Source organism: Nonomuraea sp. NPDC003754 (assembly GCF_053605785.1).
This window is the reverse complement of the sequence record NZ_JBSGJX010000044.1, coordinates 58,469-78,809: the sequence shown is the minus strand read 5'-3', so window position 1 is coordinate 78,809 and position 20,341 is coordinate 58,469. Positions and strand designations below refer to the sequence as shown.

The window sequence follows — 20,341 nt, the reverse complement described above, 5'->3', positions numbered from 1 at the left end:
CCTCCTTCGCCCGCTCACCCCTGGCCGAGCTGGCCGACCTGGTGCTCACCACGGCCAGCAGGGAGTCGCGTCGGCCGCCTCTCTGGCTGACCAGGGATCGTGATCCCTGGTCTCATGGGCGTCAGCCGTTGCCGATGTTGATGTCACCGCTGTTGTTGCTGCCGCCGTTGCCGCCCGGGAGGTCGCTGTCGTGGGCGCCGTTGGCGTTGCCGCCGTTGCCGTGGCCGAGGTTGCCGCCCTCGTTGTGGACTTCGACCCTCTTGCCGTGGCCACCGTCGTCTCCCCCCATGACGTAGGAGGTGGCCGCGCTGGCGGGCTGGGCGGCCAGGGCCATCGGAACGACGAGTGCGGAAGCGGCGAGGGTGACGCCGGCGACGACCTTCTTGATGTCGACCATGAGATATCTCTTTCTGTTGGCTGCTCTGGAGAGCTGTGGTGGTGGTGGAGTGAAGCTCTGGTGAGCTATGTCCACATTTCTAGGCCCACTGACTTGCATGCCGGTTTCATGTCAATAGATGAGGATTCGAGTTATATGTCGCAATCGCCGATGTGTCAGGGAAATCGGCGGTTCGTCAAGGTGGCGACGTACTCGGGCAGGACGGCTTTCCCTGTACGGGGGCCGATGACGTCTGCGCACGCCTGGGACGAAAGGGGCTCAGGACGAGGTCATGCTGTCCCGCCATATGTGTGACGCCATATCTGTGACAGGGTCCCTTGGCGGGAGGGCGGAGCGGCCGAACGGCGCCTGGGGCCCGGCGTTCTCGCGCTGGAAGGCGGTCCCACGCACCGAGCCGGTCGGGGGTACGGGTGCCGTGCAGTTCGAGGTCGAGCCGGCCATAGGGTGCGCCGACGATCCGAGGAACCCTCGATAATCTTCGGATGCTGCGATTACTGGTGACGCTCCTGACCGTGACCGCGCTCGCCGGCGGCGACCACCTCCTTTCTCGCCGGCTCACATTCGATGACTACGCCGTCCGTGCCGTCTGGACCTGGCGCACCAGCGGCGCGGCGGAGATCTGGCGCAACGGTTTCGTGCCGACGGAGGACCTCAGCCAGATGCGGCAGGACGTGGCGGAGCGGATCTCGAGTGATGAGGAGTACGGCTTCGCCGTGGCCGTCCCGCTCCCCGCGACTCCGAAGGAGGCCTGGATCCGCTGGGACGACGGCTCCACCATGCGGGTTCCCGTGATCAGCGCACGCCAGGCACTGATCGAACTGTCCCCCTACGACATGGAGGCCTCCGCTCAGGACGATCGGGCATACAAGATGACCGCCGCTACCTTCACGACCATGCGCCTGCGGACCCTGCGCGGCATGGCAACTGTTCCGGCGTGGCGGTTGTCCTTCTCGAACCTGCCAGGCCCGGTCGACCACGCCGCGGTCGACCGGGCCACGCTCGGCACCGTCGAGGAGGCCGTCGGTGACCACCTGTCCTCCGACATCAGAGGCTTCGAGGTGCTCGACGAGCGCACGCTGCGGGTGAGCTACGACTACGGCGTCTGCCTCGGTGAGAAGACGCCGACTGTCCGCCTACGGGTCGACGAGCGGCCCGATGTCGTGGTCCTCGGAATCGAGGTCCACGAGCACATCGGTAATGGGCTGTGTGCGGGCGTCGGCGCATCCGGCGAGGGCGTCGTCCGGCTCCAGGAGCCGCTGGGCAGCCGGGTCGTGCTGGATGCGATGAGCCGGCTCCCCGTCTGCCTCCGTTGGTCGGGCCCCTGCCGCGCCGGGTGATCCAGGTCGCTTCCTGGCGCTTACCGCCGCCATTCGGCACAACGGGGCCACCGCCCACCCGATCACGGTCCTTGCCTCGTGCTCTTCACACCCCAGGCGTCCGGCGTTTGGTCAGGAGCAGGAAGAGCGCCCTGAACTGCGATGATGCGAATGGCCCAGGGCTCAGGTGGAGAGCGCACGTCGCCCTCTCCTCAGCGGTGGTGAGGACATCGTGCGTGGTCAGTAGCTGAGTTGCCGCCACTGGCCGGTGGCGAGGTCCAGTTCGGCATAGGCGGCGTCGCCGGGAGTGATGGTGAAGTAGACCCGCCCGTGGCCCTCGGCGACCGACCCAGGCGTCAGGTCGTCGCGCAGGATCCGCACGCCGTCGGCGGTCAGCTCCGCCACGCCGCTCTTGCCTGCGGCGAGGAACAGCCGGCCATCCACCAGGGCCATGTCGATCAGAGACAGTCCGTGGCGGCCCATGACGGTGAAGCCCTGGTTCGCCGATCCGCGCGGCACGCGCCCGCCCCGGGACTTGCCGCTGACCAGCACGTCGCCGCCCGGGAGGAACGCGATACCGGTGAATGTGCCTTCGGTGGCCGCCCCGTCCGGATCCTCGAGCACACGCCACCGCTCTCCGTCGAAGTGCAGGATGGTGCTGCCGTACCCCACCGCGTACACGTCGTCGGCGGCCCGTCCGCGGATGCAGCCGATGGGTTTCCTGAGACCGGGATCGTGCTGGGTCCAGACCTCGCCGTCCCAGTGGTAGAGCACGCCGCCGAAGGTGCCGACATGCACGTCCTGCTCCGAACTCCCCAGATCGCCATCGGGTTGGGGCGCGAGCCGTTGGATTCCTGCGCCGGCAACTCCGCATGCCGCCAGGTGAGATCGCCGTCAGGCACATCGAACTCGAGGTCGGCGATCTCCTCCCCGTCCGGCCAGGCCACCGGCGCCGTGGTCCAGACCAGGCCGGTGGTGCTCGTCACCCAGGGATTCCCCCGCGGCGAACACCACATCTCGCGCAGCGTGTCGTTCGTGGCCAGGACGTTCTCGGCGGGGCCGTCGCTGCCCGCCGGGCGCCGGAACACGTAGCCGGCGGCATGGGCCGCGTGCCCGGGCTTGTAGACGATCAGCAGGAAGTAGACGGTGCCCTGGACCTCGTGGACGTACAGGATGTCTTCCTGCATGTCGTTGTCGTCAGCCATGACCCCTCTCTGTCTTCCAGGACCTCTTACCTCTTCGGCGGTAGTTCCTCCAGCGGGGCGACGGTGCGCCCACCGCGTACCACCGGCAGCCCCCGCACCAGCCGGTCGATCATATGCTCGTAGCGCAGGCCCGTATCGGCGAGGTAGAGGTCCTCCCCGGGGTCGTCGCCGTCGGCGATGAGGACTTCTGGCACCAGAAGATCGGACAGGCCGACGCGCGCCGCCGGATCCTCGACGGCCAGGCCACAGCCGTCGAGGTCGAGATAGTCGGGCACCAGAGCCCGCCCGCGCAGACGTCCGCCGATCTCGGGAAGGAACTCGTCCCACATGATCGCCAGAGTGGCACGCAGGTCACCGAGGACGTCGACGTGTTGGTCGGTGGAGTTGCCGAGGAAGGTCTCGACGTGGATGTCGCCCTGGACCAGGAGGTGTGAGGTGCCGGTGAGGACGAGGTTGGCAGCTTTCAGGTCGCCGAGCACGATCAGCGACGGGCTGCCGTGGTCCAGGTTGAGGATGTTGCCGTCGACGTGGAGGTCGCCGTCGATGACGTATCCGGAGACCGCGCCGTCGATTCCCTCGTACTCGGGTCGGCCGCCTGCCTTGATCCAGGGATTCTGGTGCCGGTACTGGTGGTCGTCCAGCCAGAGCGAGCCGGGCAACGCCGCAGGCCCCGGGTGCAGGATGTACTCGTCCTCGTCCAGGTTGCCGTAGGACGCCTTCGGGAAGCCGCGACGCTCGAACAGAGCGACCGCCTCCGCCCATGTCTGGTAGATCGTCTCCATGGCCGGCACACTAGGCGCCTGCACTGACATCCCACCAACCCCGGCACACCCTCAAACCCGTTACATCCTTCTACTGACGATCACCAGCCCCGAAGTAGTGGCGGATCGGGGCGCACCACGGCTCGACTGTGGGCTCCAAGCCCGGCCTATCCGCGCGGGTTCTCAGGACTTGCTCGTCCAGGTGTTCCAAGCGGGGTCAGTCGGCGAGGCGGGTCAGATGGAAGTGACTGCCTGAGCGGGCGGGCCGCTCGGGGATCGCCGGGGCGCCGGTCCGTCATCGCCGGTCCGCCGTCGCAGGCCGGGCGACGTCGCGCTCGGACCCGAGAGGAACGGCTCGCCGTACGGGACGGCTGAAGAGGACGGCCGGCGGTCCGCGCGTCGGACAGGGAAGAAGCGCGAACGGCGGCGCGGCCGGCGGGCCACTCTCCGGACAGGCACGAACAGCCGGAGAGCGCGATCGGCAGCCGCCCGCCGGGCAGGCGCGAACGGCCGGAGGTCACGATCGGCAGCCGCCCGCCGGGCAGGCGCGAACGGCCGGAGGTCACGATCGGCAGCCGCCCGCCGGGCAGGCGCGAACGACCGGAGAGCGCGAACGGCTGGGGACACGATCGGCCGGAGAGCACGAGCGGCTGGGGACACGATCGGCAGGCAGGAACGGCGGGCCGCTCCTCGGGCAGGTGCGAAGGGTCAGAGAGCGCGGTCGGCGGGCCACTCGTCGGACAGGGCGGAGTGGACGATGGAGTCGCGCCACCCGTGCGGCGTGTGGACGTGGTGGCGGATGCGGCCTTCCTCGACCATTCCCGCCACCAGCATCGCGAGCTGGGCCGCGGTGTTGGCCGGAGCGCGGGCGCCCCAGATGCGGTGCAGGCCGAGGTGCTTGAAGCCGAAGGTCAGCACCAGCCGGAACAGGTCGGTGCCGATGCCGCGCCCCCACAGGTCGGGCCTGAGACCGAGGCCGATCTCGGCGCTGTGCGGGTGGTCGGCCTCGATGTGCAGGCGGGCCACGCCGATCACGTCGTGGCCGTCGGCCTCGGTGACGGCCAGCACGTACAGGCGGCGGGGGCTGGCGAGGGCCGCCGCGACCGCCTCGCTGACGATCTCGACGACCTCCGCGCGGGTCCGCGGGTCGAACGGCAGGTGCTGGGTCGCGGCGGGATCGCCGTAGACGGCATGCAGAGCGTCGACGTCCTCGGCCGACACCTCGCGCAGCCCCAGCCGCTTGCCGGTGACGTGGACGCTGCGCATGCGCAGACGGTAACGCCTAGGGGACGATCTTCACAAGTGTTGTCAAGTCGCCAGTTGACTGCCGTAAGCTCGCGCGACAAGTTCGGCCACCGCGCCATGGGCGCCGAGAGGGTCGGCGTAGCCCGCCTTGACGCTCGCGGCCGCCGACTCCAGCACGGAGGCGTCGGTCTCGTGGCCGATCAGGCAGGGGGAGATGGCCAGGCGCTCGGCCCCGGCGGCGCGCAGGCGCTCGGCGGCCACGGCCACACCGGGTTCGCTGTCGAGCGAGGCGGCCACGACGGGCAGCGTCAGGCGGGAGGCCAGCAGGACGGCGGTGGCCTGCGCGGCGTGGACGGCCTGCTCCCCGCCCACGGTGCCGAGGATGACGGCGTCGACGGGGCTGGAGACGCTGAGCAGGCGCATGCGGTCGGCCCTGGCCAGCTCCTTCTCGGCGAGCTTGATGTGCAGGGCCTCGGCCAGCAGCGGGTGCGGGCCGAGTGCGTCGGTGACGGTCGCGTCGCTGCCGGTCGCGGCGATGATCTTGGTGGTCTCCTCGGTGACGCGAGGGTCGGACCAGAGCGTCAGGGGGACCACGATCGCGCCGCGATCCTGGGGGAGCTGGTCTGCCAGGTCATGGAGTGTGGCCAGCCGCACCTCGATGTGCGGGTTGTCGACCCGGACCAGCGCGGCGATCTCGGCGGCCGGCTCGCCGGCGTCGCCAGGATTGACGAGCAGCAGGACGGGGGCGTCCGGTGGCAGGGACGTGGGAACGGGCCGGCGGTGGCGACCGCCGCCGGGCCGGGGGGAACGTTCACGTACAGGCAGGCTCACGGCGCGGAGTTTATGGCTATTTGGAAAGCCGCGTGCCCGAAAACGGCGGCGATTGCATTACAACCTCACCAGTCTCACCGGCCAGTCGGGTGACTGAGATCGCATCGTGACATCCCTGGAGTAAGGCGAGCGCTTGCTCGGGCCAGGCGGGCACCCCCATCGCCACATATCCCGAAATATCCGGTCAAATGTGATGCGGGTCACATCTTTTTGCCGTTTACTTCCATGTAATCGATTACCTAAGGTGATGTAATCGATTTCATGGAGGACGCATGGCACGCATCAAGGACGTGGCCGCACACGCGGGCGTCTCGGTGGCCACGGTGTCCCGCGTGCTGAACGACCACCCGTCGGTCACCCCGGAGACCCGCGACCGCGTCTACGCCGCCATGTCGGCGCTGCGGTACGTGCCGAACGCCGTCGCCCGGTCGCTGCGCACCGAGGCGACCAGGACGCTCGGCCTGATCATCGGCGACATCCTCAACCCGTTCTTCACCGAACTGGCCAGGGGAGTGGAGGACGAGGCCAGGCGCGCGGGCTACACCGTCATCATCGGCAACGCCGACGAGCGGGCCGAGGAGCAGGACCACTACGTGCGCACCCTGGTGGGACAGCGCGTCGACGGCCTGCTCATCTGCCCCACCGCCGAGGTGACCCCGCTGGTGCAGGAGCTCGTCTCCACCGCCAGGCCGCTGGTCTTCCTCGACCGCACGATCAGCGGCCTCGACGTGCCGTTCGTGCGCGCCGACGGAGCGCGCGCCATCGCCGGGCTGGTGGCGCACCTGAAGGAGATGGGTCACCGCAGGATCGCCTTCGCCTCCGGCCCGGCCACCCTGTCCACCGGCCGGGAGCGGACCGACGCGTTCGTCGCGGCGATGACCGGGGCCGGCCTCGAGGTCAGGCCGGACTACCTGGCCGCCGGCGACTTCCGCGAAGGCAGCGGAAGGGCGATCACCGCACGCCTGCTCGACCTGGCCGAGCCGCCCGAGGCGATCTTCTTCGGCGACAACCTGATGACGCTGGGCGGCCTCGACGAGATCAGGGCGCGCGGCCTGCGCATCCCCGACGACGTGGCCGTCGCCTCCTTCGACGACGTGACGTGGTTCGTCCACGTCGACCCCCCGATCACCGCGATCGCCCAGCCGACCGCCGAACTCGGCCGCCGGGCCGTACGGCTGCTGCTCGACCGCGTCGCGGGACGGCCGGCGGAGTCGGTGGCGCTGCCCGCCGAGCTGGTCATCCGCAGGTCCTGCGAGAGGAAGGGTGCGTGAGATGAGCCAGGAGATCCTCAGGGTCGAGGGCCTGCGCAAGCGTTTCCCCGGTGTCCTCGCCCTCGACGGGGTCGATCTGGCCCTGCGCACGGGCGAGGTGCACGTGCTGCTCGGCGAGAACGGCGCGGGCAAGAGCACGCTGATCAAGATGCTGTCCGGCGCCTACCACCCGGACGAGGGGCGCATCCTGCTCGACGGGCGGCCGGTCGACATCCGTACGGCCGGCGACGCCCAGCGGCTCGGCATCGCCACCATCTACCAGGAGTTCAACCTGGTGCCCGACCTGACCGTCGGCGAGAACCTCTCGCTCGGCCGCCCGCCGCGCCGGTTCGGTTTCGTCGACGTCAAGGCCATGCACGACAAGGCCAGGGAACTGCTCGACCGGGTCGGCCTAGACGTCGACCCCCGCACCAGGATCGGCACGCTCGGCATCGCCCGCATGCAGATGGTCGAGATCGCCAAGGCGCTGGCGCTGGACGCGCGCGTCCTCATCATGGACGAGCCGACCGCCGTGCTGACCACGAGCGAGGTCGACAGGCTGTTCGCCATCGTCAGGCAGCTGCGCGACAACGGCGTGGCCGTCGTGTTCATCACCCACCACCTCGAGGAGATCGCCCAGATCGGCGACACGGTGACGGTCCTGCGCGACGGGCGTTCGGTGGCCGAGGTGCCCGCCGACACGCCGCAGGACGAGCTGGTCCGGCTCATGGTCGGCAGGCCCATCGACCAGCAGTACCCGCGCGAGGCCGAGCCGCCCGGGCGGCCGCTGCTCAAGGTGGAGGGGCTGACCAGGCGTGGCGCGTTCGAGGACGTCTCCTTCGAGGTGCGGGCGGGCGAGGTCGTCGGGCTCGCGGGGCTGGTGGGCGCGGGCCGTACCGAGCTCGCCCGGGCGATCTTCGGCGCGGACCGTTACGACGAGGGCGAGGTCACGGTCGGCGACAGGCGGCTGCCGCGCGGCGACATCGACGCGGCCATGGAGGCGGGACTCGGCCTGGTGCCGGAGGACCGCAAAGGCCAGGGGCTGGTGCTCGGCGCCGACATCGCCGAGAACCTCGGCCTGGTCACCCTCGGAAGGGCCAGCCGCGCCGGTTTCGTCGACCGCACCGGCCAGCGCAAGGCGGCGGCCAAGGTCGCCGGGCAGCTCGGCGTCCGGATGAGCGGCCTGGAGCAGGAGGTCCGCACGCTCTCCGGCGGCAACCAGCAGAAGGTCGTCATCGGCAAGTGGCTGCTGGCCGACGTCCGCGTGCTCGTCCTCGACGAACCCACGCGCGGCATCGACGTGGGCGCCAAGGTCGAGATCTACCAACTGATCAACTCACTCACCGCCTCGGGCGACGCCGTCCTCATGATCTCCAGCGATCTCCCCGAGGTGATCGGCATGAGCGACAGGGTGCTGGTCATGGCCCGGGGCAGGCTCGTCGGCGAACTCCCCGCCGACGAGGCGACACAGGACGCGGTGATGGCGCTGGCCGTCACCGAGGTGGAGGGTACTCGTGTCCGATAAAGCGAGAGGCTGGCTCTCGGAGAATGGCGCGCTCGTCGCGCTCGTCGTCCTGGCGGTCGCGTTGTCGCTGCTGTCCAGCGACTTCCTCAGCGTGAGCAACCTGCTCAACGTGGGCGTGCAGGCGGCCGTGACCGCCATCCTCGCCTTCGGCGCCACATTCGTGATCATCACCGGCGGCATCGACCTGTCGGTCGGCTCGGTGGCGGCGCTCTCGGCGATCACGCTGGCCTACCTGTCCACCACCTCGGGCCTGCCGTGGCCGCTGGCCACGCTGCTCGGGCTGGCCGTCGGCGTGGCGTGCGGCCTGGCCAACGCCGCGCTCATCGCGTACGGCAAGCTTCCCCCGTTCATCGCCACCCTGGCCATGCTCGGCATCGCCAGAGGCCTCGCGCTCGTCATCTCCGAGGGCAGCCCGATCGCCATGCCGGACGCGGTCTCCCACGTGGGCGACACCGTCGCCGGCTACCTGCCGGTCCCCGTCCTGGTGATGCTCGTCATGGGCGTCATCGCGGCGGTCATCCTCAACCGCACCTACGCGGGCCGGGCGATGTACGCGATCGGCGGCAACGAGGAGGCCGCCCGGCTGTCCGGCATCAAGGTCAACCGGATGAAGCTCGTCACCTACGCCCTGTCGGGCGGCTTCGCCGCCGTGGCGGGCATCGTCCTGGCCAGCCGGTTGGCCTCCGCCCAGCCGCAGGCCGCGGCCGGATACGAGCTGGACGCCATCGCCGCCGTCGTCATCGGAGGAGCCAGCCTGTCCGGCGGCAAGGGCCGGGCCTTCGGCACCTTCGTCGGCGCGCTCATCCTCGCCGTCCTGCGCAACGGCCTCAACCTCCTGTCCGTCTCCGCCTTCTGGCAGCAGGTCGTGATCGGCGTGGTGATCGCCCTGGCGGTCCTCGTCGACACCCTGCGCCGCAGATCAGCCAACTGAGGGGAAGCACCATCATGAAACTCGGCATCATCGCGGCAGGCGCCGCGCTCGCGCTCGGTCTCGCCGCCTGCGGTTCCGGCGGTTCCAGCGGTTCCGGCGGCTCCACTCCCGCCGGCGGCTCCGGCGACATCAAGATCGGCATGTCGATCTCCACTCTGAACAACCCCTACTTCGTGCAGCTGCGCGCCGGCGCGGAGGAGGAGGCCAAGAAGCTCGGCGTCGCGCTGACCGTCACCGACGCCCAGAACGACGCCTCCCAGCAGGTGAACCAGGTCCAGAACTTCACCAGCCAGAACATGAAGGCGATCGTCATCAACCCGGTCGACTCCGACGCCGCCGCGCCCGCCGTCAAGGCGGCCGACCGGGTCAGCATCCCGGTGATCGCCGCCGACCGCGGCGTCAACGGCGCCGAGGTGGCGCAGACCGTCGCCTCCGACAACGTCGCGGGCGGCAAGCTGGCCGCGCAGGAGCTGGCCAAGCAGATGGGCGAGAAGGGCAAGGTCGTGGTACTGCAGGGCGTGCCCGGCACCTCCGCCTCGCGCGACAGGGGCCAGGGCTTCACCGAGGGCATCAAGGCCTACCCGAACATCCAGGTGGTCGCCCAGCAGCCCGCGGACTTCGACCGCACCAAGGGCCTGGACGTCATGACCAACCTCCTGCAGTCGCACCCCGACATCACCGGCGTGTTCGCGGAGAACGACGAGATGGCACTCGGCGCCATCAAGGCGCTCGGCGCGAAGGCCGGCGCGGAGGTCAAGGTCGTCGGCTTCGACGGCACGCCCGACGGGCTGAAGGCCATCCAGGCCGGCACGCTCGCCGCCAGCATCGCCCAGCAGCCCAAGCTCCTCGGCCAGCAGGCCGTCGGCAACGCGGTCAAGGCGGCCAAGGGCGAGAGCCTGCAGAAGGTGGTCGCCGTTCCGGTGAAGGTCGCGACCAAGGACAACCTCTCCGAGTTCACGAGCTGAGCCATGGACGTGGTGGTCGTGGGGTCGGTCAACGCCGATCTCGTGGTGCGGGTCGACCGGCGGCCCGCACCAGGTGAGACGGTGCTGGGCTCCGACCTCGGCACCTTTCCCGGCGGCAAGGGCGCCAACCAGGCCGTCGCGGCCGCCAGGCTCGGCGCGCACGCGGCCCTGCTGGCCAGGACCGGATCCGACCAGTACGGCACGCGCCTGGCCGCGGGGCTGGCCGCCGAGGGCGTCGACACCGGGCACGTCCTGTCCACCGACGGGCCCAGCGGGGTCGCGCTCATCACCGTCGGCGCCGACGGCGACAACAGCATCATCGTCTCGCCGGGCGCCAACGCGCGCCTCACATCGGCGGACGTGGCGGCCGCGGCGCCGCTGCTGGCGGAGGCGCCGGTGGTCTCGCTCGTGCTGGAGATCCCGCTCGACACCGTGACGGCGGCGGCCCGCGCCGCCCGCCGGGCGGTGCTGAACGCCTCCCCGCCGAGAGAACTGCCCGCCGAGCTGCTGGCGCTGGCCGACCCGCTGGTGGTCAACGAGCACGAGGCCGCCTTCCTGCTCGCCGTCGCGCCCGAGGTCCCAGGCATGGCGGCCGGCGTTCCCGACGACCCCGTCGGGCCTGTCGCCGTGCCCGCTGCCGTGCCCGCTGCCGGGGCCTCGGCTCCGGCCCGCTCCGGGGACCTCTCCGAGGCCGCCGAGGGGGCCGCCGAGAGGGGCGCGGAGGGGGCCGCGCAGGGGGCCTCGGAGCGGGCCGCGGGGATGGCTCGGGCGCTGCTCGGGCTCGGGGCGCGGTCGGTGGTGGTGACGCTGGGCGCGGCGGGCGCCGTGGTGGCGGAGAAGGAGGGGGCCGCCGTCACCGCCGTGCCGAGCCCTCGGGTGGAGGCGGTCGACACCACCGGGGCGGGCGACGCCTTCACCGGCGCGCTCGCCTGGCGCCTGGCCCGCGGCGACAGCCTGACCGAGGCTGCCGCCTTCGCCGTGCGGGTGGGCGCGGCCGCCGTGCGCCGTGAAGGCGCGCAGAGCTCGTATCCGCGGCTGGAGGAGTTGTGAAGCGCTCGGGGATTCTCAACGGCGCCCTGGCCGGGCAGCTCGCCAGGCTCGGCCATACCGACCAGGTGCTGGTCTGCGACAGCGGGATGCCGATCCCGCGTGAGGTCGAGACCGTCGACCTGGCGTTCGTGGCCGGCGTGCCGTCCTTCGCGGCCGTGCTGGACGGATTGCTGGCCGAGCTCGTCGTCGAGGGCGCGGTGGCCGCGGGAGAGGTGGCCGAGGCCAACCCCGCCTGCGCGGCCATGCTCGCCGACCGGCTGCCCGGCCTCGTGCACGTGCCGCACGAGGAGCTCAAACGCATGGCCGGGAAGGTCAGGCTCGCCGTGCGGACGGGTGAGGCACGGCCGTACGCCAACGTCATCCTGCGCTGCGGCGTCTCCTTCTGACCCCGGCCCCGCCGCGACCGGCCGTGCCATGACCGGCCGTGCCATGACCGGCCGTGCCGCGACCGGTCCTGCCGTGACCTGGCGGCCCGCGGAATCGGGGCGCCGGGCCGCGACGGGGCGGGGAGGGCTCTGGGCTGAGCCGGGTGCGGCGTGACCCGGTCAGCGTGACGGGACGACGACCGACTGCGGGTTGCCCGGCGCGTAGACGGTGATGCCCTGCGGCAGCGACCGCAGCTTCTCGATCTCCGCGCAGGCCGGGCAGGCGTCGTAGCCGTCCTGCCTGGCCCGGTTCGCCGCCGCCTCCGCCTTCGCCTGCGCGACCTTGGCCTGGGCCTCGGAGACGGCGGCGTTGGCGGCCAGCGACCGGTCGACCGCCTGCTGCACGGCCAGGGGCAGCGTCACCCGGGCCAGCGTGAAGCGCAGCCCGGTCAGGTAGTCGCCGCCGAGCGTGGCGGGCAGGTCGCGGGCCAGGGCGCGGTTGACCCCGTCCTGCACCTGGGCGATGGTCGCGTTGCTGTCCTGGGCGCGCAGCGCGGAGCTGTTCAGCAGCGAGCACGAGGGCACGAGCTCGGCGCAGCGCATGCCCCCGACCTGGACGCGCAGCGCGTTGTCGATGACCGGCCTGACGGCCTGGCCGAAGAAGGCCGCCCAGCCCTCCTCGCCGTCCCAGGCGTACCGGCCGCCCCGGTAGGTGCGGGTGCCGTACTTGTCGTCGAAGCTCTTGAGCGTCTCGGGGTCGAGGGTGAGGGTGAAGTAGAGCGTGCCCTCGATGCCGAGGTTCACCCCGTCGCTGCTCGGCACCGTCACCACGTCCACGCCGAGCGCGGTGGCCCGCTTGGGGTCGGCGGTGATGGTGTAGAAGCGCTGCTGGGCGGGATAGGTGTGCACCGCCGACCACCAGCCGGTCCAGGTGAGGCCGGAAGCGGGCGGGATGACCTGGCGGACCCGGTTGTCGTCGAGCGGGCCGGCGTCGCGCACGACCGCGACCTGCCCTCCGCTGGTGCTCTCGAAGCCGTGGGCCAGCCCGAGGAGGGTGGGTAACGCGACCACGGCGGCGATGACGATCAGGGTGATTCTCACGGGAGCCTCCCTGGTGGGCGGCGGTGGCAGCCGCCGCCCACGTCCCTTTCGCGGCTATCCGATGGTTTCGGGAACGGGCTTGTGCACGTCCTCGCTCCCGGGCGCGATGGCGAGGCCGAAGGCGGTGACGGCCAGGGCGATCACCACGTAGATGGAGACGGCGAGGGTCGTCTGGTAGGTGGCGTGGAGCTTGAGCGCGATGATCGGGGCGATGGCGCCGCCGACGATGCCGGCCACCTGGTAGCCCATCGACGCGCCGCTGTAGCGCAGGCGGGTGCTGAACAGCTCGGCGATGAAGGCGGCCTGCGGGCCGTACATCGCCGCGTGGGTCACCAGCGCGACCACGGCCGCCAGCACGATGAGCGGGAAGGACCTGGTGTCGAGCAGCTGGAAGAAGACGAACACCCAGACGGCCGCGCCGATCACGCCCGCGAGGTAGACGGTGCGCCTGCCGTACCGGTCGGAGAGCGCGCCGAACAGCGGGATCAGCACGAGCTGGCAGGCCGAGCCGATGAGGACGGCGTTGAGGCCGACCGAGCGGTCCATGCCGAGCACGGTCGTGAGGTAGAGCAGGATGTAGATGGTGAAGGTGTAGAAGGCCACGTCGACGCCGATGCGTGCGGTGAAGGCCGACAGCAGCGCGCGGGGGTGCCTGCGCAGCACCTCGATCAGCGGCATCTTGGCCTTGGCGCCCTTCCGCTCCACCTCCTGGAACAGCGGCGACTCGGTGATCTTCACCCGGACCCAGAGGCCGACCAGCACCAGCACGCCCGACAGCAGGAACGGCACCCGCCAGCCCCATGACAGGAAGGCCTGCTCGGACATGGTGGCGTCCAGGATGCCCAGCAGGGCGGTGGCCAGGATGAAGCCCGCGGGGACGCCGACCTGCGGCCAGCTGGCGTTGAAGCCGCGCCGCCGCGGGTCGCCGTGCTCGATGGACATGATGACCGCGCCGCCCCACTCGCCGCCCAGGCCGAGGCCCTGGACGAACCTGAGCGCGCCGAGGAGGACCGGTGCCGCCGCCCCGATGGCGTCGTAGGTCGGCAGCACGCCGATGAGGAAGGTCGAGATGCCCATCACCAGCAGCGTGACCACGAGCACCGTCTTGCGGCCGACCTTGTCGCCGAAGTGGCCGAAGACGATGCCGCCGAGCGGGCGGGCCACGAAGGCGACGGCGTTGGTGACCAGGGCGAGCAGGGTCGCGTTGAGCGGGTCGAAGGTCGGGAAGAACAGCTTGCCGAACACCAGCGACGCCGCCGTGCTGTAGAGGAAGAAGTCGTACCACTCCAGCGACGTGCCGATCAGGCTGGCGAGGATCACTCGCCGCGTCTGGTGCATAGTCATCGCTCCTAGAGATGGGGGTGTTCTTTTGAATCTAAGGATCGTTGAACAATTCGACAAGGGTTTTGTTCGATGCTTCCCTGAGGGGTGTGGAGAACGTGGTCGCGGCGCTTGAACACGAACGGGTCCGTCTGGGGCGCAGCAGCACGGCCGAGCGAGTGGCCGACATCCTGCGCGAGCACATCATCGAGGGGCTGTTCGCCCCCGGCCAGCGGCTGTCGGAGGAGGCCATCGGCAACGCGCTCGGCGTCTCCCGCAACACCCTCCGCGAGGCCTTCCGGCTCCTCGGCCACGAGCGGCTGCTCGACCACAAGCTCAACCGCGGCGTCTTTGTCCGCGTGCTGTCGGCCGCCGACGTCGCCGACCTCTACCAGATGCGCCGGGTTCTCGAAGGGGCCGCGGTACGGCGCACCGCCTCGCCCGAGGCGCTGGCCCTGATCAAGGAGACGGTGGAGGAGGCCGAGCGGTCCGCGCTGGCCGACCGCTGGCAGGACGTCGGCACCGCCAACAGCCGCTTCCACCAGGCGCTGGTCGCGCTCCACCGCAGCCCGCGGCTGAACGAGGCGATGCGCCAGCTGCTGGCCGAGCTGCGCCTGGTCTTCCACGTCATGAGCAATCCGCGCGCGCTGCACGAGCCGTTCGTCGAGCGCAACCGGCAGCTGCTGGAGCTGCTGGCGGCGGGGCGGGCCGACGAGGCCGGCACCTTCCTCGAGAGCTACCTCGACGACGCCGAACGGCTGCTGCTGCACGCCTACGAGCCGCTGGACGCGTCCGGCACGCGATGACCGGCTGAGCCAAGCCGTGTCCCAGCTGTGACCAACCTCTCCGCCTCGCCGGCAGTCCAACCCGGTGAAGGAGGAGAGGCACCATGCGAAGGACACTTCTGGGGGCGGCGGTGGTCGCGGTGGCGGCCGCGGGACTGCCCGCCTTGGCCCACGCCGACAGTGCGAGGACGGCCGGCGCCGCGTGGGTGGGCTCGTGCGTCAGCCCGGACGAGAGCAGCCGCGCCTGCGGGGCCTGGCGGTTACGGCTGCGCTCGGGCAAGCAGGTCACGGTCGCCGACGCGGCCGCCACCTCGGTCGACGCCTACGGGCGCGCGACCGACGAGACCGGCGCGTTCGCCGTCAGCGCCGACGGCCGGTGGATCGTCTACGAGCGCAGGAGCGACCACCGCCTGGCCGTGCGCAGGGCGGCAGGCGGCCGCGTCACGCTGCTGCCCAAGTCGCTGACCAGGCTCGGCACCGACGTCCTGACGGTCCGGCTGTCGCCCTCGGGCGACCGGGTCCTGCTGGAGTACGACGACACCGACGCCAAGGAGCCCGGCAAGATCGTCACGGTGGCCACGGGGAAGATCGTGAAGCTGCCGGCGGGGGACGATCTGGAGGGCTTCAGCGCCGACGGCGACGAGGTGCTCGCCCAGCGCTACAACAACGACAACACCACGACGCTGCTCGCCGTCGGGCTGGACGGCAGCAGGTTCGCGCAGGTCCCGCCGCAGGTGGTGATCAACGCCGCCACGCGGGCGCTGGCGGCCGACGGCCGCACGGTGGCGGTGCTCGCGGGGGAGAAGCCCAGGCTGCGGCTGTACGACCTGAGCACGGATCGGCTGGCCGCGGCGGTCGACGTGCCGCTGCCCAAGGGCAGCGAGGTCTACCACGTCCAGTGGAGCGGCGCCGACCGGCTGACGGTCAAGACGCAGTCGGGCGGGGACGACAAGCCGACGGTGGTACGGGTGCTCACCGTCGACACGGCGACGGGCGCGGTCAAGCCCGTGGAGACCTTCACGTTCACCGCCAGGCAGCACGCCTGGATGACGGCGGGAGAGTGACGAGATGAAGCTCAGGATCCTGGCGGCCGTCGCCGTCGCCCTGGCGGTGCTCGGCGTGCCGGGCCAGGCCGCGGTCGCCGGCCCCGGTCAGGCGCCGGGTCACGACCGGGGACATGACCACGCCCAGAGCAGGGGCGACGCCATCCGCTACGCCTCCGCCCAGGGCTGCCCGCAGAAGGACGGCACCGTCGTGCCCTGCGGCACCTGGCGGCTGGTCTCCCACAAGGGCGAGGTCACGCCGCTGAAGGACGCGCAGCTGCGCGCGCTGGGCGCGGACGGCAAGCCTGTCGACTACGCCGTCGCGCCCGTCGCGGTCTCCGGCGACGGCACCCGGGTCGCCTACTTCGCCAAGGCCGGCCACCTGGCCGTCCGCACCGTGAAGGGCGGTGTCCGCGTGCTGCCGAAGGACGCGCTGCCACCCAGGACCAGCCAGTACGACGTGACGCTGCAGCTGTCCGACGACGGGGCCAGGCTCGCCGTCGTCGCCGGCAGGGCGCAGGTGTTCGACACCGCGACCGGCGCCAGGCTCGGGACGCTGCCCAGGAACAGCGTCTTCGTCGGCTTCAGCGGCGACGGGGAGAAGGTGCTGGCCACCATGGACGGCGCGGAGTCGGTGCTGGAGATGCACGTCTACGATCTGGCGGGCCGGCGGCTGCTGAGCGACACGCCGCCGCAGCTGGTGTCGGCCAACGGCCCGCACGCGCTGCACGCCGACGGCAGGACGATCGCGGTGCTGGTCGGGGGGACCAAGGTGAAGCTCTACGACCTGGCGGACGGCCAGGTCGTCGGAGGCCACGCGATCAAGCTGCCCAAGGAGGGCACGGTCCACAAGCTCGACTGGACCGGCGACAACCAGGTGACCCTGCACGTCTCCCAGTACCCCACGGGCAAGGCCACCAGGATGACCGTCCTGCAGCACGACGTGACCTCGGGCGCGACCAGGGTCCGCGACAGCTACTCGATGCTCAAGGACACGTTCGTCTTCGCCGCCTGCGGCGGCTGAGCGCGCGGCTCCGCCCGCCGTACCGCCTTTGCCGGGTACGGCGGGCGGTCGGCACAATGCCCGCATGACCGACAGGACCGTGCGGATCTCCAAGTACCTGGCCAGGCACCTGCGCCACGACCCCGCCGCCATCGGGATCACGCTGGACGAGCACGGCTGGGTGCCGATCGACGAGCTGCTGGCGGCCGCGGCCAGGCACGGCTTCCCCATCACCAGGGATGAGCTCGACACGGTGGTGGCCGACAACGACAAGCGGCGCTACGCGATCAACGGCGACCGCATCAGGGCGAGCCAGGGCCACTCCGTGCCCGTCGACCTGGGACTGGCGCCGGTGGAGCCGCCGCACGTCCTCTACCACGGCACCGTCGGGCGCAACCTGGCCGCCATCAGGCGCTCGGGCCTGCTGCCGATGACCAGGAGGCACGTCCATCTGTCGGCCGACAGGCAGACGGAGGTGCGGGTCGGCTCCCGGCGCGGCGTCCCGGTGGTGCTGGTCGTCGACGCGCGGGCGATGCACGCGGCCGGGCACGAGTTCGTGGTCAGCGCCAACGGGGTGTGGCTCACCGACGCCGTGCCGGCTGCTTACCTGCGGTTCCCCGGCTGATCGGTGCAGACAGGGGAATGGACGAGGGTCCTGCGGGTGGCCGGAGGGCAAGCGCGCTGAGACGGCGCCGTCGCGGCCTGGGGGAGCGTTCTGTGGGGGAACGTTCTGCGGGGGGCGTTCTGCGGGGGGAACGGGGTGGCCGGTCCGAGGGGACCGGCCCGAGCCCGTGGGTGGCCCCCGTCACCGGAGCGGCGCGTGGCCGTCCTGGCGACAGGGCCGGGGGGAATGCGGGGGAAGGGGAAGCGTCAGCCGCCGTAGCTGGGGTAGCCGTAGCCGACGACCTGCGACTTCGGACGGACACGCTGCTCGACGGCGCCGTTGCCGGTGTTGCCCTCGATCGTGCTGATCGTGCCGTCGCCGTTGTCCTTCTCGACGAAGCCGACGTGGTCGATGGAGTCGAGGCTCTTGCTGCCGTCCCAGGCGAAGAAGACGACGGCGCCGGGCTTGGGCGCGGTGCCCCAGCGCTTGTTGGCCTTGAACCACTTGGCGTGGGTCACCGTGTAGGCGTCCCAGCCGACCTGCGTGCGGGCGCCGGTCATCTCACCGACCCACGAGACGAACATCGCGCACCACGGGGCGTTGGCGTACGCGCTGACGTCGCCGCCGTCCCTGACGACCGTCTCCCTGGCGCGCTGCGATCCGACGTACCAGTTCTGGAACTTGGTTCCGCCGCCCGCGGAGTTCTCCTTGACGCCGACCTGCTTCTTGGCCTCGGTGAGAACGACGGTGGCGGAGGGGATGACCTTGGCCTCCGGCCTGGCGGCGGCGGGCTTGCCGGCCTCCTCCTTGGGCGCCTTGGCGAGGACGGCTACCCGCTGGCTCTCGGACAGCGGGAGCTTCTCGGCCTGGGCGGCGGTGGGAACGAACGAGCCGGCGATGACGACGGCGCCGAGCGCGGCATGCGCGTAGGTGAGCTTCGGGGCACGGCTACGGCTGGGCTTTGCCATGGGAAGGGGAACTCCTTGCTAGCTTCCTGCCGCTTACCGGGTTAGCTGACGGGTTCGGACGCGAAGCTGCCCTACGGCACGGTGTGCCGATTCACCCCAGAGGAAGTGGGTCCCCGGTTCCGCATGGTGCGGATTCAGCGGTCACAGGCGAACCTGTGATGATTGCAATGACAGGCAATGTCCGGAATGCCCGGTTTATGCCTTGAGTGAGCCTAAGGTAATACACGAGGCAAGTAGCTTACAAATTGATAAAGGTCCGGCGATCATTTACGGTCAGGTCATGTCGCCACAGGACCTGTTCAACAGGGGGCTGCGGGAAGACGGACACCGTCCGGACGAAGCCCGGCGATGGTATCTCCTGGCGATCGCATCGGGCCATCCGGCCGCCGTCCAGCGGGCGGCCTTCAACCTCGCGCTGATCGAGGACGAGAGCGGCCACCTCGACGCGGCCCGCCACTGGTACGGCAGGGCCGGCACGCCCAGGGCGATGTTCAACCTCGGCGTCCTGGAGGACTGCTGCGGCAACACCGACGCGGCCCGGCGCTGGTACGCCAGGGCCATCGAAACCGGCCACGAGGAGGCCGCGCCGCGCGCCATGTTCAACCTCGGCCTGCTGGAGGGCAGGGAGGGCCGCCCCGACCGGGCCCGCGCCCACTTCCGGGCGGCCGCGGGCTCCGGCCACGCCGAGGCGGCGGCCCGCGCTACCGAGCGCCTAGCCTGACCCTGGCGTCCTCCAGCATCCGCATCATCGCCAGGCTCTCGTCCAGCGGCATGACAGAGCTCTCCGTCCTGCCCTCGGCCAGCGCGGCGCGCACCTCGCGCACCTCCTCGGCGTAGCCGTTCATGGCGGGGTCCAGGACGAGCTCCTCCGGATCCACGCCCGGCCCCGACAGCACGATGCGCCGCGGCGCCCAGAACGGCGCGGCGATGTCGGCCCGCAGCCCCGTGCCCACCACGGTCGCGGTGTTGGCCAGCGGGCTGAGCAGCGAGGTTTCGACCAGCGCCCTGGTGCCGCCCGCGTAGGTGAGCAGCGCCGCCACCTCGGCGTCCACGCCGGAGGGGCCGAGCGATCCGGTGAGATGCGTCTCAGCCGGCTCGCCGAGCAGCAGCTGCGCCAGCCCGAACGGGTAGATCCCCAGGTCGAGCAGCACCCCGCCGCCGAGCGCGGGGTTCCAGAGCCGGTGCTCGGCCGCGTAAGGCTGGACGAAGCCGAACGAGGCCTGCACCGAGCGCAGCTCCCCGAACCTCTCCTCCGTCAGCAGCGCCCTGATCAGGGGATTGAAGCGCATCCACATCGCTTCCATCAGGAACACGCCCGCCTGCCTGGCCAGCTTCACCATCCGCTCGGCGTCGGCCACGCTCGCGGCGAGAGGTTTCTCACACAGCACGGCCTTGCCCGCCGCGATGGCCGCCTCGGCCACCTCCAGATGCTGGGCGTGCGGGGTGGCCACGTAGATCACGTCGACGGCGGGGTCCTGGCACAGCTGGGCGTAGGAGCCGTAGGCCGCGTCCGCGCCGAGCGCCGCCGCCAGCTCCGCGGCCCTGCCCTGGTCGCGGGAGCCGACCGCGGCCACCCGCATGCCGGGCTCCGCGGCGATCACCGCGCCGACTGTCCTGGCGATCCCGCCCGTGGCCGCGATGCCCCACGCTAACTCACGCATGACGAACCTCCCTTT

The 20,341-nt window shown here is 71.0% G+C and carries 20 protein-coding genes, 1 pseudogene and 1 riboswitch; of the genes and pseudogenes, 12 read left to right on the top strand and 9 right to left on the bottom strand.

The window, feature by feature from the left end:
- Nucleotides 1–121: 121 nt before the first annotated feature.
- A complete protein-coding gene (locus ACWEVS_RS37770) occupies nt 122–397 on the bottom strand; it encodes a hypothetical protein (RefSeq protein ID WP_452555515.1) in 276 nt (91 codons plus the stop codon).
- Nucleotides 398–879: 482 nt separating this feature from the next.
- Here ACWEVS_RS37770 and ACWEVS_RS37765 point away from each other — a divergent pair, with 482 nt between their 5' ends.
- A complete protein-coding gene (locus tag ACWEVS_RS37765) occupies nt 880–1,734 on the top strand; it encodes a hypothetical protein (RefSeq protein WP_452555513.1) in 855 nt (284 codons plus the stop codon).
- Between the two features lie 219 nt (nt 1,735–1,953).
- Here ACWEVS_RS37765 and ACWEVS_RS37760 read toward each other — a convergent pair whose 3' ends face one another.
- Entirely contained in the window at nt 1,954–2,511 is a 558-nt protein-coding gene (locus ACWEVS_RS37760) for a hypothetical protein (protein ID WP_452555512.1), read from the bottom strand.
- Here ACWEVS_RS37760 and ACWEVS_RS37755 point away from each other — a divergent pair.
- On the top strand, nt 2,506–2,805 hold the full coding sequence (locus tag ACWEVS_RS37755) for a hypothetical protein (RefSeq protein ID WP_452555510.1): 300 nt from the start codon (nt 2,506–2,508) through the stop codon (nt 2,803–2,805). The genes ACWEVS_RS37760 and ACWEVS_RS37755 overlap by 6 nt on opposite strands.
- A 139-nt stretch (nt 2,806–2,944) precedes the next feature.
- Here ACWEVS_RS37755 and ACWEVS_RS37750 read toward each other — a convergent pair whose 3' ends face one another.
- The 3 genes from ACWEVS_RS37750 to ACWEVS_RS37740 form a co-directional block, all read right to left on the bottom strand.
- Nucleotides 2,945–3,700 carry a hypothetical protein gene (locus tag ACWEVS_RS37750; protein WP_452555508.1) on the bottom strand — a complete coding sequence of 252 codons (756 nt, stop codon included), beginning with the start codon at nt 3,698–3,700 and terminating at the stop codon, nt 2,945–2,947.
- Between the two features lie 687 nt (nt 3,701–4,387).
- Nucleotides 4,388–4,945 carry a GNAT family N-acetyltransferase gene (locus ACWEVS_RS37745; protein ID WP_449930932.1) on the bottom strand — a complete coding sequence of 186 codons (558 nt, stop codon included), beginning with the start codon at nt 4,943–4,945 and terminating at the stop codon, nt 4,388–4,390.
- A gap of 42 nt (nt 4,946–4,987) precedes the next feature.
- Nucleotides 4,988–5,755 carry a sirohydrochlorin chelatase gene (locus ACWEVS_RS37740; RefSeq protein WP_449930930.1) on the bottom strand — a complete coding sequence of 256 codons (768 nt, stop codon included), beginning with the start codon at nt 5,753–5,755 and terminating at the stop codon, nt 4,988–4,990.
- Between the two features lie 272 nt (nt 5,756–6,027).
- On the opposite strand from ACWEVS_RS37740, the gene ACWEVS_RS37735 reads away from it, so the two are divergent.
- The 5 genes and pseudogenes from ACWEVS_RS37735 to rbsD all read left to right on the top strand — a co-directional run bounded on the left by ACWEVS_RS37735 (nt 6,028) and on the right by rbsD (nt 11,862).
- Nucleotides 6,028–7,026: a LacI family DNA-binding transcriptional regulator gene (locus ACWEVS_RS37735; protein WP_449930928.1), complete on the top strand. Its 999-nt coding sequence runs from the start codon at nt 6,028–6,030 to the stop codon at nt 7,024–7,026.
- 1 nt (nt 7,027) lies between these two features.
- Complete coding sequence (locus tag ACWEVS_RS37730; RefSeq protein WP_449930926.1) at nt 7,028–8,530, top strand: sugar ABC transporter ATP-binding protein; 1,503 nt, start codon at nt 7,028–7,030, stop codon at nt 8,528–8,530.
- Nucleotides 8,520–10,426, top strand: a pseudogene (locus ACWEVS_RS37725) (ABC transporter permease/substrate-binding protein). Before ACWEVS_RS37730 ends, ACWEVS_RS37725 begins: the two are co-directional and overlap by 11 nt.
- A 3-nt stretch (nt 10,427–10,429) precedes the next feature.
- Nucleotides 10,430–11,476, top strand: coding sequence for a ribokinase (locus ACWEVS_RS37720; protein WP_452555506.1), 1,047 nt, complete (start codon nt 10,430–10,432; stop codon nt 11,474–11,476).
- Nucleotides 11,473–11,862, top strand: coding sequence for a D-ribose pyranase (gene rbsD / locus ACWEVS_RS37715; RefSeq protein ID WP_354920722.1), 390 nt, complete (start codon nt 11,473–11,475; stop codon nt 11,860–11,862). The genes ACWEVS_RS37720 and rbsD overlap by 4 nt, the downstream gene beginning before the upstream one ends.
- Before the next feature lie 159 nt (nt 11,863–12,021).
- Here the strand turns inward: rbsD and ACWEVS_RS37710 are convergent, their stop codons facing one another.
- Nucleotides 12,022–12,942, bottom strand: coding sequence for an SPFH domain-containing protein (locus ACWEVS_RS37710; RefSeq protein ID WP_452555504.1), 921 nt, complete (start codon nt 12,940–12,942; stop codon nt 12,022–12,024).
- Between the two features lie 54 nt (nt 12,943–12,996).
- Nucleotides 12,997–14,280 (bottom strand): MFS transporter, encoded by a 1,284-nt coding sequence (locus tag ACWEVS_RS37705; RefSeq protein ID WP_452419376.1) that lies wholly within the window; start codon nt 14,278–14,280, stop codon nt 12,997–12,999.
- A gap of 92 nt (nt 14,281–14,372) precedes the next feature.
- Between ACWEVS_RS37705 and ACWEVS_RS37700 the strand changes: the two genes are divergently transcribed.
- The 4 genes from ACWEVS_RS37700 to ACWEVS_RS37685 all read left to right on the top strand — a co-directional run bounded on the left by ACWEVS_RS37700 (nt 14,373) and on the right by ACWEVS_RS37685 (nt 17,718).
- The gene (locus tag ACWEVS_RS37700; RefSeq protein ID WP_354920716.1) at nt 14,373–15,068 is read left to right on the top strand and encodes a GntR family transcriptional regulator; all 696 of its coding nucleotides are present in this window, start codon (nt 14,373–14,375) and stop codon (nt 15,066–15,068) included.
- A gap of 83 nt (nt 15,069–15,151) precedes the next feature.
- On the top strand, nt 15,152–16,111 hold the full coding sequence (locus ACWEVS_RS37695; protein ID WP_452555502.1) for a hypothetical protein: 960 nt from the start codon (nt 15,152–15,154) through the stop codon (nt 16,109–16,111).
- A 4-nt stretch (nt 16,112–16,115) separates the two neighbouring features.
- Entirely contained in the window at nt 16,116–17,114 is a 999-nt protein-coding gene (locus ACWEVS_RS37690; RefSeq protein ID WP_452555500.1) for a WD40 repeat domain-containing protein, read from the top strand.
- A gap of 64 nt (nt 17,115–17,178) precedes the next feature.
- Nucleotides 17,179–17,718, top strand: coding sequence for an RNA 2'-phosphotransferase (locus ACWEVS_RS37685; protein WP_452555498.1), 540 nt, complete (start codon nt 17,179–17,181; stop codon nt 17,716–17,718).
- Nucleotides 17,719–17,963: 245 nt separating this feature from the next.
- Here ACWEVS_RS37685 and ACWEVS_RS37680 read toward each other — a convergent pair whose 3' ends face one another.
- Nucleotides 17,964–18,665, bottom strand: a complete 702-nt coding sequence (locus tag ACWEVS_RS37680) for a CHAP domain-containing protein (RefSeq protein ID WP_452419373.1) — start codon at nt 18,663–18,665, stop codon at nt 17,964–17,966.
- Between the two features lie 15 nt (nt 18,666–18,680).
- Nucleotides 18,681–18,815, bottom strand: a riboswitch (cyclic di-AMP (ydaO/yuaA leader).
- A gap of 130 nt (nt 18,816–18,945) precedes the next feature.
- On the opposite strand from ACWEVS_RS37680, the gene ACWEVS_RS37675 reads away from it, so the two are divergent.
- Nucleotides 18,946–19,386 (top strand): SEL1-like repeat protein, encoded by a 441-nt coding sequence (locus ACWEVS_RS37675; RefSeq protein ID WP_354920701.1) that lies wholly within the window; start codon nt 18,946–18,948, stop codon nt 19,384–19,386.
- Here the strand turns inward: ACWEVS_RS37675 and ACWEVS_RS37670 are convergent.
- On the bottom strand, nt 19,367–20,326 hold the full coding sequence (locus ACWEVS_RS37670) for a Gfo/Idh/MocA family protein (RefSeq protein WP_452555496.1): 960 nt from the start codon (nt 20,324–20,326) through the stop codon (nt 19,367–19,369). The two genes, ACWEVS_RS37675 and ACWEVS_RS37670, sit on opposite strands and share 20 nt — an antisense overlap.
- Nucleotides 20,327–20,341: the final 15 nt, after the last annotated feature.

Bases quoted from the DNA above. Each gene is read 5' to 3' on its own strand.
- ACWEVS_RS37770 (WP_452555515.1), bottom strand. From the start codon at position 397: ATGGTCGACATCAAGAAGGTCGTCGCCGGCGTCACCCTCGCCGCTTCC.
- ACWEVS_RS37765 (WP_452555513.1), top strand. From the start codon at position 880: ATGCTGCGATTACTGGTGACGCTCCTGACCGTGACCGCGCTCGCCGGC.
- ACWEVS_RS37755 (WP_452555510.1), top strand. From the start codon at position 2,506: ATGCACGTCCTGCTCCGAACTCCCCAGATCGCCATCGGGTTGGGGCGC.
- ACWEVS_RS37750 (WP_452555508.1), bottom strand. From the start codon at position 3,700: ATGGAGACGATCTACCAGACATGGGCGGAGGCGGTCGCTCTGTTCGAG.
- ACWEVS_RS37745 (WP_449930932.1), bottom strand. From the start codon at position 4,945: ATGCGCAGCGTCCACGTCACCGGCAAGCGGCTGGGGCTGCGCGAGGTG.
- ACWEVS_RS37735 (WP_449930928.1), top strand. From the start codon at position 6,028: ATGGCACGCATCAAGGACGTGGCCGCACACGCGGGCGTCTCGGTGGCC.
- ACWEVS_RS37730 (WP_449930926.1), top strand. From the start codon at position 7,028: ATGAGCCAGGAGATCCTCAGGGTCGAGGGCCTGCGCAAGCGTTTCCCC.
- ACWEVS_RS37720 (WP_452555506.1), top strand. From the start codon at position 10,430: ATGGACGTGGTGGTCGTGGGGTCGGTCAACGCCGATCTCGTGGTGCGG.
- ACWEVS_RS37705 (WP_452419376.1), bottom strand. From the start codon at position 14,280: ATGCACCAGACGCGGCGAGTGATCCTCGCCAGCCTGATCGGCACGTCG.
- ACWEVS_RS37695 (WP_452555502.1), top strand. From the start codon at position 15,152: ATGCGAAGGACACTTCTGGGGGCGGCGGTGGTCGCGGTGGCGGCCGCG.
- ACWEVS_RS37690 (WP_452555500.1), top strand. From the start codon at position 16,116: ATGAAGCTCAGGATCCTGGCGGCCGTCGCCGTCGCCCTGGCGGTGCTC.
- ACWEVS_RS37685 (WP_452555498.1), top strand. From the start codon at position 17,179: ATGACCGACAGGACCGTGCGGATCTCCAAGTACCTGGCCAGGCACCTG.
- ACWEVS_RS37680 (WP_452419373.1), bottom strand. From the start codon at position 18,665: ATGGCAAAGCCCAGCCGTAGCCGTGCCCCGAAGCTCACCTACGCGCAT.
- ACWEVS_RS37675 (WP_354920701.1), top strand. From the start codon at position 18,946: ATGTCGCCACAGGACCTGTTCAACAGGGGGCTGCGGGAAGACGGACAC.
- ACWEVS_RS37670 (WP_452555496.1), bottom strand. From the start codon at position 20,326: ATGCGTGAGTTAGCGTGGGGCATCGCGGCCACGGGCGGGATCGCCAGG.